The sequence below is a fragment of the Chitinophaga sp. CF418 genome (genome assembly GCF_900142925.1).
Taxonomy (GTDB): domain Bacteria; phylum Bacteroidota; class Bacteroidia; order Chitinophagales; family Chitinophagaceae; genus Chitinophaga.
Genome location: NZ_FRCN01000004.1, coordinates 128,790 through 141,008, shown reverse-complemented (window position 1 = coordinate 141,008; position 12,219 = coordinate 128,790). Strand labels below are relative to the sequence as shown.

At 45.9% G+C, this 12,219-nt stretch carries 10 protein-coding genes; 5 read left to right on the top strand and 5 right to left on the bottom strand.

What is annotated here, in order from left to right:
- Window positions 1–2: 2 nt before the first annotated feature.
- The gene (locus tag F3I09_RS10635; protein WP_223233210.1) at window positions 3–1,349 is read left to right on the top strand and encodes a TolC family protein; all 1,347 of its coding nucleotides are present in this window, start codon (window positions 3–5) and stop codon (window positions 1,347–1,349) included.
- Between the two features lie 72 nt (window positions 1,350–1,421).
- Window positions 1,422–1,817 carry an acyl-CoA thioesterase gene (locus F3I09_RS10630; RefSeq protein ID WP_149695028.1) on the top strand — a complete coding sequence of 132 codons (396 nt, stop codon included), beginning with the start codon at window positions 1,422–1,424 and terminating at the stop codon, window positions 1,815–1,817.
- Between the two features lie 70 nt (window positions 1,818–1,887).
- Here F3I09_RS10630 and F3I09_RS10625 read toward each other — a convergent pair whose 3' ends face one another.
- The 4 genes from F3I09_RS10625 to F3I09_RS10610 form a co-directional block, all read right to left on the bottom strand.
- Window positions 1,888–2,736: a dioxygenase gene (locus F3I09_RS10625; RefSeq protein ID WP_149695027.1), complete on the bottom strand. Its 849-nt coding sequence runs from the start codon at window positions 2,734–2,736 to the stop codon at window positions 1,888–1,890.
- 186 nt (window positions 2,737–2,922) lie between these two features.
- Window positions 2,923–3,582, bottom strand: coding sequence for a class I SAM-dependent methyltransferase (locus F3I09_RS10620; protein ID WP_149695026.1), 660 nt, complete (start codon window positions 3,580–3,582; stop codon window positions 2,923–2,925).
- A gap of 129 nt (window positions 3,583–3,711) precedes the next feature.
- Window positions 3,712–3,897: a hypothetical protein gene (locus F3I09_RS10615; RefSeq protein ID WP_149695025.1), complete on the bottom strand. Its 186-nt coding sequence runs from the start codon at window positions 3,895–3,897 to the stop codon at window positions 3,712–3,714.
- A 310-nt stretch (window positions 3,898–4,207) separates the two neighbouring features.
- Complete coding sequence (locus F3I09_RS10610) at window positions 4,208–5,002, bottom strand: TerC family protein (RefSeq protein WP_149695024.1); 795 nt, start codon at window positions 5,000–5,002, stop codon at window positions 4,208–4,210.
- 251 nt (window positions 5,003–5,253) lie between these two features.
- Here F3I09_RS10610 and F3I09_RS10605 point away from each other — a divergent pair, with 251 nt between their 5' ends.
- The 3 genes from F3I09_RS10605 (at window position 5,254) to F3I09_RS10595 (ending at window position 10,485) form a co-directional block, all read left to right on the top strand.
- Window positions 5,254–5,952, top strand: coding sequence for an HAD family hydrolase (locus F3I09_RS10605; RefSeq protein WP_149695023.1), 699 nt, complete (start codon window positions 5,254–5,256; stop codon window positions 5,950–5,952).
- Between the two features lie 142 nt (window positions 5,953–6,094).
- On the top strand, window positions 6,095–8,137 hold the full coding sequence (locus tag F3I09_RS10600) for a beta-L-arabinofuranosidase domain-containing protein (RefSeq protein ID WP_223233209.1): 2,043 nt from the start codon (window positions 6,095–6,097) through the stop codon (window positions 8,135–8,137).
- Between the two features lie 11 nt (window positions 8,138–8,148).
- Window positions 8,149–10,485: a family 78 glycoside hydrolase catalytic domain gene (locus tag F3I09_RS10595; protein ID WP_149695022.1), complete on the top strand. Its 2,337-nt coding sequence runs from the start codon at window positions 8,149–8,151 to the stop codon at window positions 10,483–10,485.
- Between the two features lie 794 nt (window positions 10,486–11,279).
- On the opposite strand, the gene F3I09_RS10590 is transcribed toward F3I09_RS10595, so the two are convergent.
- Window positions 11,280–12,182 carry a hypothetical protein gene (locus tag F3I09_RS10590; protein WP_149695021.1) on the bottom strand — a complete coding sequence of 301 codons (903 nt, stop codon included), beginning with the start codon at window positions 12,180–12,182 and terminating at the stop codon, window positions 11,280–11,282.
- Window positions 12,183–12,219 lie beyond the last annotated feature (37 nt).

Genomic DNA, 12,219 nt, shown 5'->3' with positions numbered 1-12,219 from the left:
AAATGAAGCAATATATAAAACATCTTGCCCTTTTATTCATGGCTTTCATCTGCTGCTGCACCTTGCTGAAAGCGCAGAATAGTCAGTCATACTCCCTGGAGCAGTTAAAGGCCGCCGCTTTAAGGAACAACCATACACTTGCCATCAAGGAATGGCAAATAAAAGAAAAGCAGGCAAAGATCAAAGAAGATGAAATCAAGAAGTATCCTTCTGCAACAGTGAACGGTAATTACTTATACAATTTCAACCTGGGAGAAATAACAATACCGGCTGGTACAATTGGTGAATTGCAGCTTAGTCCGACTAATACTGCACTACTTCCTAACACTGACAAGACTTTTGAAGTAGGTCAACATAGTAATTTTGCTATCGGCATGATGGCATACCAGCCTATTACCCAGCAAGCCAAGATAAAAACCGGACTGGAAATAGATAAGACAGAAATGGCGGTGACAGAAAAAGAGCGATTTAAGATATCTCTGCAAATAAAACAGGCAATAGATAAACTTTACTACGGAACCTTAATTACACAAAAACAGCTGGAGGAGGCAGAGGCAAAACTAGCTTTAGCCAGTTCAAGACTAACGGACCTGGAGAATGCGCAACTGGCCGGCAAAACAACCACCGCAGATAAAGCCGGACTGCAGGCTGCTGTTGCCAATGAAGAACAAAATATCCTCAAGTTAAATATTCAGCTACAGGATTACACGGGGGACTTAATAAACCTGACAGGTATTAATGCCCAATCTTTGAAGCTGGAAGCAATTGAGCCGGATATTCAGCAAATAGAAGCACTGGAGGGTTATAAAAGTGCCGCATTTGATTCAAATGCTGATATGCAGATAGCTAAGCTGGGTAAGTCAAAAGCCTTATTGGGAATCAAAGCAGCTAAACAAAGCAATATCCCCGATTTTGGCTTGGTTGGCGGTTATTCTTATCAATATGGAAATGCAATATTACCTTCTAATATTCCTTTTTTAGGAGTGAACCTCAAATGGAATGTACAGGATGTCTTTTCCAATAAACAAGTATTAAAACAAAGACAGTTCCAGTTAAAGCAGGCGGAAGAGAATATCCAGTATACGCAGCAGCAGGTGGACAATGAAGTTGCGAAAGCTTACAGGAAGATTAACCAATCGCAGGCATTGATAGCTGTTGCACAAAAAGCCCTTTTTTATCAGAAAGAGGCGTTTAAACTGCAGGAGGATAAACAGGCCGCTGGTCTTAATGTGAAAACAGATCTGCTCAACGCAAAATCTTTATTGGCAAAATCTGAGGCCGATATGTATGCTGCGCAGTTGTCTTATCTGATAGCGGTTTCAGACTTAAAAATACTGACAGGACAATAAAATGCTATCAAAATTTGTCGCATTGTGTTTAATTTTGCGCCGATATCCGGGGACGGCAAAATTAATCGAGCAATGAATTTTTATACGCGTAAATGGGTGAAACCCGAAGATTTGAATGCACATGGGACTTTATTTGGTGGCAGCCTGTTGCGCTGGATAGATGAAGAGGCAGCTATTTATTCTATCATCCAGCTGGGTACAAACAGGTGTGTGACCAAATACATGTCAGAGATCAATTTTATCAACTCTGCCAGACAGGGCGACATTGTAGAGTTAGGGATCAAAGCGATCCATTTTGGAAGAACGTCTTTAACACTGACCTGCCAGGTAAGGAATAAGATCACCCAGAAAACGATCCTCACGGTAGATAAAATGGTATTTGTAAGTGTGGATGAACATGGTGTACCGGCGCCACATGGCCGTACAAAGATCACCTATACTGACGAACGCTTAAGGGAAGAGGATTAACTGAGTTCGACGGTGAAGCCACGCATATTTACTGTGCCAGATGCTTCTTTGCAGGTAAACGAGAAGAGGATTAACAACGTCCTACCGTAAAACAACGCATGCTTACTGCAGAAAACACTTCTTCATAGGTATAGTGGATCTCTTCATGTTTATCTGCCAGTGCAATGCTGTATAACATGGGAATGTAATGGTCTTCCGTAGGCACAGCCCTACGGGCCAGTTTCCCCAGATTCCGGTAGTAGAACAGACTGCCGAAGTCGCGTTCATTGATCCTGGCTTTTACCCATTCATCAAACTCAATAGCCCAGGAATAAGGCTTTCCATTACTGAATGTTCCCTTCAGCAGGCTGAGTTGCAGGTTGTGCACGATATTGCCACTACCGATGATCAATACGCCTTTTTCTCGCAATGGCTTCAGTTTCTGAGCCAGATTCCAGTGATAGTCCAGCCGCTGGCTGACAGGAACGCTTAGTTCCATTACCGGAATATTAGCGTCAGGCATAATATGTCGGAGAATAGCCCAGGCGCCGTGGTCAAGGTCGGTGCTTTCGTCTATTTTGACCTGTGGTGATAGTTCTGGTATGACAGTACTGAAGCGGGTTGCTCCGGCTACATCGTAGTAAGAGCAGTTGAAATGTGCAGGAACCTTCAACCAGGAGTTTTCTGCGGTCAGGTAATGGCCGGAAATGATCAGTATCGCAGATGGCTTCTGTGTGAGCCCAGCTCCCATTTTACGCAGGCTTTGGGTAAAAGGATTGTCCCTGAATGCATTTTCCGGATCGCCATGACCCACAAAAAACACCGGCATCTTTTCAGTAGGCTGGAAAATGCCTGGTAAGTTCAATAACCGTTCTATCTGCGATGAATAGGGGATGAGTGGCAGTAGTGCCGCCATCTTTATAAATCTTTTCCGCTCCATACCAGTTTTATAAAACCGGATAAATATATCTACTTTTAAGTATACCCCGTGTCCCCCTTTTGAATTTTAACTTTTACGAAAAATGCCAGGAGTTCCCACTACCTAATGCCGAAGACGTACAACAGATCAATTATGAACGCCATGCTATTGTAGCCTTGTAGAAGGTGTTTTCCATCTTCCTGTTGCTTAAGCCTTCACCAATACACTCCCCCTCAGAAAGTTCATCTTAACAAAAGAGTCTGTTTCCTCAAATCCTGCATCCAGCCATTGTTGTTTGCACTCCGGATTAGCATAGAGGATCTTTATAGGGCGTTGTTTTCTGCGCAGACTTTCTTCGACTTTCGCGATGAATTCCTCCATGATTACTTGATCAAACGGGTTAAAGAGGAAGATTACGCCAACAGTCTCGGGAATGCTATAAAAGCGTGCATCCTGGCAGGCAATATTGATCCTGATATTCTGATACCGGTTATATAGCATATCCCGCATTTTTACGGTAGCCTGGTAGAGTTTTGGGGAAAGGTCTATGCCGGCAAGGGCAGTGAAACCGTAGGCCGCTCCCATGGCTAATACACGTCCTTTTCCGCACCCCACGTCCAGCAGGGTAGTGGACAGATCGGTGGGCTGCAGATGATCAAACAACCAGGTGGCGGTATAGTAGTTGACCGGCTCGTACATGGCAATATGTTTTCTGTCCTCTTTGGAAAGTTCTGATGCGAGGCTGTCTGTTCCTATGGTCCGGATGCCGTATTTCTTTTCTCCGCGGATTTCGTGCCTGATGATGAAAAAGGCCAGATCTAATCGCCAGTGCCATCCGATATATAAAAAATATAACAGGTACCTCATGGTTGATACGCTTGTTGATTACAGGGTGACTTATCTAGTTCTATTTCAGGATTGTAGGGTTCAGGCAGTAATATTGTAATATAAGTAATTTATGTGAGATGCTATTATTTACGCTAAGTAGCTCCGGTTTCAGTATGGGATGCCGGTCGGCGCCTCTCTGGAAGGCGATTGGGCCTTGTCAAGCGAATAGGATTTTGAATATACATTGAGCAGCATCTGTCGTGTCACCGGAGAGCCGAATGCCCGCCATTCCCATCTGAAACCGGGTGCTACTTTCGCTCTCCCTATTACTTTTTTATACGGTCTCCTTATCATGACCCTGACTGACAAGCTTTTGTATGGCTGCAGACAATGATTCATCCCTTTTAGATTATCTCTTTTATGTGTTTATGTGGTCTGGTTATTTTATAACAGACACTGTTATCCTCTCTGGAAGGGAAATGCTTCGTGGGAATCAGGGAAAAATAGGGGGCGCAGGCAAGTAGTTGCGGCCGGTTTACTGCCAGGAGGAACAGGGGTAGCACGACTCAGCTCTTCCCCGAAGGGAAAAAAAATTCGAACTGAGCAAAAACAAAAAAGCCGCCTCCTGGCAAGGGAGGCGGCTTTTTTGTAATATGTATATCTGTTACTCCTTCAGCCGCGGCTGGTGTAGCTGTACGGGCTTGCCGGCCTTAGATTTCATTTTCAGGTTCAGCATTTCTATGAAGACAGAGAATGCCATTGCGAAATAAATATATCCTTTCGGGATATGCTGTTCAAAGCTTTCTGCGATCAGTGATACACCGATGAGCAGCAGGAAGGAGAGTGCCAGCATTTTCACCGTAGGGTGCTTGTTTACGAAGTTACTGATGCCTTCGGATGCCAGCACCATAACACCTACGGCGATGATCACGGCAACGATCATAATCTGGATGTGATCGGCCATACCCACTGCGGTGATAACAGAGTCCAGGGAGAAGACGATGTCCAGCAGTAAGATCTGGATGATGGTCTGCGTGAAACTGACAGGCTTAGGGTTTGATTCATCGTGCCCACCACCTTCCAACTTCTCATGTATCTCGGCAGTGCTTTTATAGATCAGGAAGAGGCCTCCGATGAGCAGGATGAGATCCCTTCCGGAGATAGCGGTGGCTTCCAGCCATTTTTCATTTTCTATGCCTATCCAGTGGCCGACATTGAACAGCGTACTGGTGAGGGACATGATCCAGCTGATGGATAGCAGCAATAGTATGCGAACAAACATCGCAAGGGTCAAACCGAGACGACGGGCTTTCTTTTGCTTGTTTGCAGGCAGTTTTCCTGCCATGATAGAGATGAAGACGATATTATCAATTCCAAGTACTATTTCAAGTACGCTTAAAGTTAAAAGGCTGATCAATGAGTCTACCGTAAACAAGCCTTCGACGGAAAAAAGATCCATATTTAATGTGCATTATTAGGTTTGATGCCGCAATCTTACAATTTTTTAAGCTGATCAGGAAGTTTGTTGACAAGTTGTCACCCGCTTTCTGATAAACCCCATGCCCATTGATGGGATTGTTACTGCTGTCCGGCAATTCGGGGTATCACAAAATCTGCGCCACTGCTGCGGTGAACTTTAGTGATTAAAAAAGGAGGAAAAGCGCCGCTAATTGGATACTTTTGTTACAGTATAACCCTTGTAGAAGATATATGGATATAAAAGTTATTGCCTTTGACGCAGACGATACATTGTGGATAAACGAACCCTATTTCCGCGAAACCGAAACCGAGTTTTGCGAACTGATGGAAAGTTACTTACCTCAGCATACCGCAGCGCGTGAATTATTACAGGTAGAGATCAGGAATCTTTCCCTGTACGGTTATGGTATTAAAGGATTTATGCTGTCGATGATCGAAACGGCATTGTCAGTCTCTAACAAAACCATTGATGTCAGTGCAGTTGAAAAGATCATTGAGTTAGGGAAAGCGCTGCTGGCCAGACCGGTGGAGATACTGCCGGGAGTGCCTGATGTATTGTCGGCCCTGAAAGATGATTATCGCCTGGTGGTAGCTACCAAAGGCGACCTGCTGGACCAGGAACGTAAATTGCGCAATTCCGGTATCCTGCATTTCTTTCACCATGTGGAAGTGATGTCAGACAAACAGGAAGCGGACTACCGTAAACTATTAAAACATCTTGATATTGCGCCTGAGCAGTTCCTGATGGTCGGTAATTCAGTGAAATCGGATGTATTGCCGGTACTGGGCATTGGCGGTCATGCTATTCACATTCCTTATCATGTTACATGGGAGCATGAACATGTAGATGTACATATTGATAACCCCAACTTCAAACAGGTAGAGCACATTTCAGATGTACTATCGTTACTGTATGCTACATTGCCGTAGGCAGTAACAGTTGTTTTTCCTGCTTGTCTATCCTATACTGTCCCAGTGCCAGCAGGACTTTTAATGCTTAATTATTAAGCAGGATTTACTATTTTGTAGCCCACGTTAGAATTCCATATTATTCACTACTCAAGTCAAATTAATGAAAATTAAATGGATGGTGTGTTGTGCACTTCCAGTGGTTTTCATGTTACCACTGGGGGCACAAGCCGGCATTAAACAGGTCTCAACCGGCGCCTACACTCCTCCCGCTTATGAAGCATTGCCATTAGGCGCCGTTAAACCCACGGGATGGCTGAAACACCAATTGCAGATCATGCGTGACGGTACAACCGGCCACCTGGATGAGGTGTATGCCAAAGTTAAAAATGATAATGGCTGGCTGGGCGGCCGGGGTGATGGCTGGGAGGAAACCCCTTATTGGCTGGACGGGGCATTACCGCTGGCTTATTTACTGGATGACAAAATCCTGAAAGAAAAAGTACTCCGCTATGTTAACTGGACGATGGAACATCAGCGTCCAAGCGGTTATTTCGGTCCGCTGACAAGGATGGAACTGGACAGTAATGTTACCATTGATCCACAGCATGCGGCCTATGGTGAAGACTGGTGGCCAAAGATGGTCATGCTGAAAGTATTGCAACAATACTATTCCGCTACCGGAGACAAAAAAGTTATCAAGCTGATGTCGAAGTATTTCCGGTATCAGGCGGAGGCCCTGAAAGTAGCCCCTATAGGTAAGTGGACGGAATGGGCTACATCCCGTGGCGCCGAAAATGTAATGATGGCACAATGGCTGTATGGTATCACAAAAGAGGATTATCTATTGCAACTGGCCGACCTGATAGAGCAGCAGGCATTTCCCTGGACCACCTGGTTCGGAAACAGGGATTGGGTGATCAGCACCACTACCTATCGTAACAATCACCAGTGGATGAACCGTCATGCCGTAAATGTTGCTATGGGACTGAAAGCTCCGGCTATTAACTATCAGCGTACCGGCAACAAACAATATCTGCAGAACCTGCACACTGGCTGGACAGATTTGATGACAGTTCATGGATTGCCTATGGGGATCTTTTCAGGAGATGAGGACCTGAACGGCAATGATCCTACGCAAGGCGTGGAGCTATGTGCTGTAGTGGAAGCGATGTATTCGCTGGAGCAGATCAGCGCTATTACGGGCGATGTAGCCTATATGGATGCGCTGGAGAAGATGGCATTTAATGCCTTGCCTACACAAACAACAGACGACTACAATGCAAGACAATACTTCCAGGTAGCGAACCAGCTGCAGATCAGTAAAGGTGTATTCAACTTCTCCCTGCCTTTTGACCGGGAGATGTGTAATGTATTAGGTCCCCGCAGCGGTTATTCCTGTTGTCTGGCGAATATGCACCAGGGCTGGACAAAATTTACCACACACCTGTGGTATCAGTCGATTGATAATGGCCTGGCGGCATTAGCCTATGGCCCGAATACAGTAACGGCGAAAGTTGGGAAGAAGCAGCAGGAAGTAACCATCAGAGAAATCACAGACTATCCTTTCAATGAAACGGTAAAGTTTGAAATTGCGTTGAAGAAGGAAACCGAATTCCCTTTACAACTACGTATTCCTCAATGGTGCGAGACAGCCGTCATCTTGTTGAATGGGCAGCCTTACAGTAAGGAGAAAGGCGGGCAGGTCATCACTATCAAACGTGAGTGGCAGAACAAAGACCTGCTGACATTGCAGCTGCCTATGAAGATCGCTACAGGCACCTGGGGACGAAACTCCAGCGCTGTGGAAAGAGGCCCGTTGGTATATGCCCTGAAAATACAGGAGCGATGGGAGAAAGCTATTGATACCATTGAAGGAGATTTCTTTAGCGTATATCCTGAAAGTATCTGGAATTATGGCCTGCGTCGTGTAGATGTGCGGCATCCTGCAGACAGTATGAAGGTAAGTATGCAGCGGCCTGTAGATGATAGCTTTGTATGGAACCTGCAACATGTTCCTATTGAGATCACAGCGCCTGCTAAAAAGATACCGTCCTGGAAAGTATTGAACGGTGTGGCTTATCAGCCCCCTACTGATCGTGAGGGCATTTATAAAGGGAAAGTGGATACTGTTCTGCAACATATTACCCTTGTGCCCTATGGTTTTACTAAAGTCAGAGTTGTTGCATTTCCTGTTGTACCATAAAATATCACACATTGAGAGTTATTCTATCTGCCATTTTTATTTTCTTTACCTGTATCGCGTATGCCCAGCGTCCTGAATGGAAGGGAAACTGGATCACCAATACAGAAGACACTACTGCTACAAAAGCGCCTTATTTCAGGAAAACTTTCAGACTGCAAAAGAAAGTAGTCAGTGCTACTGCCTACGTCTCTGGCGTAGGGTATCACATTGTGTATGTGAACGGCAAGCCCGTTACTAATGCGGTGCTTGAGCAGGCATATACACGTTATGACAAACGTCTTTTGTACAAAGAGTACGATGTAACTGCATTGTTATCCAAAAACAATACTGCTACACAAAGTATTGCTGCGGAGTTAGGTAATGGCTGGTATAATATACAGTCGCACGCCGTATGGGGCTTTCAGAACGCTCCATGGAGAAAAACGCCACGTCTGTTATTAGACCTTGTTATCAAATATACTGATGGCACCAGCGAAACCATTGCTACTGATGATAGCTGGAAATGCTCCACAGGTCCCAGTCAGTTTAACTGTCTGTACACAGGTGAAATATATGATGCCCGACAGGAAGTTCCCGGATGGAATCAACCATCATTCAACGATGCTGCCTGGGCACGTGCATTGAAAACATCTTCTCCCGGAGGTACGCTGCATGAGCAGGTAATGCCATCTATCAAAGTTATCCGCCACATTAAACCAGTGTCTGTGAAGAAGCTGGGTAATGGCAGGTATCTTTTTGACATGGGGCAGAACTTTGCCGGTGTAGCTACACTCAGAGTGAAAGGCAAGGCTGGTACGAAAGTGACGATGTATTACGGAGAAGTGCTAAGAGATGGTGAGCTGGATATGAAACATAATACTGAGCATATGCGCAGTATGCCTGGCGAGTTACGTTTCCAGACAGATGTATATTATCTGAAAGGCACTGTCAAAGAGACTTTTACTCCCCGGTTTGTATATCACGGTTTCCAGTATGTACAGGTAGAGACTGACAATGCGCTTGCCCTGGATATTCATTCACTGGAGGGATTATTTTACAGCACTGCCTTTGAAGAAGCAGGGCATTTCACCAGTTCAGATACCATGGTGAACAAGCTGTACGCTGCTGCGCGACAGTCTTATCGCAGTAACTTCCTGAGCATTCCTACTGATTGTCCGCAACGTGAGAAGAATGGCTGGACGGCGGATGCGCACATCTCCACAGAAGTAGGGCTCTGGAATTACAAAACTGCAGATGGTTATCGTAAATGGCTGGATGATGTGAGTGACGCACAATTGCCCAGTGGGGCTATGCCGGGTATTACGCCTTCCAATGGGTGGGGATATGACATGGCTGGTGATGAAGAGCATACTTTCGGACCTGCCTGGGGAAGCGCGCTGGGCTTTGTGACATGGTATATGTACCTGTATCATGGGGATACTGCTTTGGTGCAAAAGCATTATCCTGCGATTAAAAAGTATACTGATGTTGTAGCGAAGGAGGCAGAGGGTTATTTGTTTAAATACGGCCTGGATGACTGGATGTCGCTGGTACAAACGCCAAGAACCTTTACATCTACGGCTTATTTTTATACAGATGCAGTGCTTGTTGCTAAAATGGCGCGTGTGTTAGGGGATAAGGCTGATGAGGTTACTTACACTAAACTTGCGGATAGTATCCGTACTGCGTTTAATCGTACGTTCTTTGATCCTGTTACCGGTCATTATAAAGACAGTACGATGACGGCGTTGAGTACGGCTGTGTTCCACCACTTAGCGTCTCCTGATGCGGCCATTGCTGCTACAGCACAACTGACAGCTAAAGTGCAGCATAGTAATTATCATGCGGATTTTGGGGTGATGGGGACGAAGTATGTGTTGCCTGTGCTGAGTGAAGGTGGTTATGGAGATATTGCTTTTCGCATGTTGACAGATACTGGTTATGCAGGATGGGGGCACTGGATTGCGCATGGTGCTACTACGTTGTATGAAGACTGGCCTGGGGAATTGTCGCATAATCATATCTTCTTTGGAGATTATTGTGCGTGGTTTTATAAAACTCTGGCGGGGATCCGGCCGGATGAGAATTTACCTGGGTTTAAGCATTTCTTTTTGCAGCCGTGTTTTGTGAAGGGGTTGAATTTTGTGAAGGCGGATTATGAGAGTAGGTATGGGGTGATTAAATCGGAGTGGCGGCGCTCTGCGGGAAAGATCCGGTTTTCTTTCGAAGTACCGGTTGGTACGACGGCGACTGTACGATTGCCGGCGGGGGCGTTGGTTTCGCAGAAGGTGAAGCGGGTTGCGGATCTAGAGTTGGATGAGGTTGAGTTGAAAGGAGGGAAGTATGTGTTTGATTTGCAGGTGAAGTAAAATGAGCTTGTTTTTGGTGTAAGGCCTGGCAGTTGTTGCCGGGCCTTTTTTTATTATTGCGGATCTGGGCTGACAGTGATTATTGCGCTGACCTTCTTGCTCACGGTGCAGGCTGGGATCACTGGCTGTAGTTCTTTGAAGTTCCTTGCTATTTGGCTTGGGAGGGCGGGTTGGCTTTTGAATATGTATTGAACCCCTGGTAGGGCGCGTGAGCATACTTCAAATAACTAAGGCCAGCGATTCCCACCTGCCCGCTCGCTGCGTACAGTCTCCAAAATAATTGTAGGGCGGCTGATTCTATATAGCCCTGTTCTTTAAGGGTGGTGGTGGCAAAAACGGCATAATTGGCATAAAAGGCAATGTATTAGTGCTAGTATAGAAAAGCAGAGCGAAGTGGAGTAAAAACTACAATCTTATAGCCCGGCATTAACATATGTGATCAGGGTATGGCCTACGATATAGGCGGCTTACAATAATTTTTGAGGCCGTACGCAGCGAGCGGGCAGGTGGGAATCACTGGCCTTAGTTATTTGAAGTATGCTGATACGACCCACAAGGGGTTTAATAGAATTCCCAAAGCCCATCGGCTTTCCCACAGCTCCATAGTAAGGAACTTCAAAGAACTACAGCCAGTGATCCCAGCCTGCACCGTGAGCAAGAAGGCCAGCGCAAGAATCACTGTCAGCCTCATACGCCAGGAAATATTAACAACCCGAAAGCAAGGTGAAATCATCCACCCGGAAAACAGGCAGCAATAACATTCACACTACGGAAATATGCCCCAGGTAAGCCACTCAAAACTTATGCGGATAAAAATTCACCGCCGGATTTTTCCCCTCACTAATAGTGATATACCCTGAATTATCAACACTAATAGTCACGCCTTCTCCCTGCTTCTCCGGCACATAAGGCAGCACAACAGCCGCCCTTGACATCGCCGCCTCTACACTCTCCCCGGCATTCCGACGCCAATAATAAATCTGATCTTTGTTTTTAATAACAATATGCCTCCCATCCTGCGAAATATCCCCCGCCGTAATCCACGTATAAGGTACCGTTCCTGCCTTCTGAAACACAGCCCTGTCGCCGTTTTTAAAGTCCAACGGCGCTTTGTATATCCCCACCGCCTTCTCACGTTTGCTGACAATATAAAAGTACCGCGAAAGAGGATCCACCATCAGCGTCTCCGCATCCCGGGGACCATCAGCAAAAGCAACATGCAATACCTCGGGGTTAACGCTCATCTTTCGCCCCGGCGCCTCTACAGGCGCGGGAAAACGTAAGATACGCGTACGCAGATCTACCTGGACATTGTTACCAATATCGCCGACATATACATATTGTTTGTGTGGAATTGGACCGATACCTTCCGCGATATCTTCCCAGTCGCGGTTGAACACACCCTCCAGGTGTATGGTACTCACCAGCTGGCCTTTATTATCCAGCAGATATACTTCAGGTTTATTACCACTGTCATTGTGTGTCCAGAAATGGCCTGGCAGTGCCTTGCTGGCTGCAATACCTGATGCCTCGGCAACGGCGGGTGATTGTACTATGCCGAGCACCACCGGTTGAACAGACTCCGTCTGTTGGGCTTTCTTTTTCTTCTTATGTTTCTTTTTCTGTGCCGGCGCTGCGATAGCTATAGAAAGCATGATCATCAGCAGGCTGCTAATGCGAAAAGTCCGTTTGCTCATTACACGATACTACGAAATAATGAGCATATAAACCATG

Bases quoted from the DNA above. Each gene is read 5' to 3' on its own strand.
- F3I09_RS10635 (WP_223233210.1), top strand. From the start codon at position 3: ATGAAGCAATATATAAAACATCTTGCCCTTTTATTCATGGCTTTCATC.
- F3I09_RS10630 (WP_149695028.1), top strand. From the start codon at position 1,422: ATGAATTTTTATACGCGTAAATGGGTGAAACCCGAAGATTTGAATGCA.
- F3I09_RS10625 (WP_149695027.1), bottom strand. From the start codon at position 2,736: ATGGAGCGGAAAAGATTTATAAAGATGGCGGCACTACTGCCACTCATC.
- F3I09_RS10620 (WP_149695026.1), bottom strand. From the start codon at position 3,582: ATGAGGTACCTGTTATATTTTTTATATATCGGATGGCACTGGCGATTA.
- F3I09_RS10615 (WP_149695025.1), bottom strand. From the start codon at position 3,897: ATGATAAGGAGACCGTATAAAAAAGTAATAGGGAGAGCGAAAGTAGCA.
- F3I09_RS10610 (WP_149695024.1), bottom strand. From the start codon at position 5,002: ATGGATCTTTTTTCCGTCGAAGGCTTGTTTACGGTAGACTCATTGATC.
- F3I09_RS10605 (WP_149695023.1), top strand. From the start codon at position 5,254: ATGGATATAAAAGTTATTGCCTTTGACGCAGACGATACATTGTGGATA.
- F3I09_RS10600 (WP_223233209.1), top strand. From the start codon at position 6,095: ATGAAAATTAAATGGATGGTGTGTTGTGCACTTCCAGTGGTTTTCATG.
- F3I09_RS10590 (WP_149695021.1), bottom strand. From the start codon at position 12,182: ATGAGCAAACGGACTTTTCGCATTAGCAGCCTGCTGATGATCATGCTT.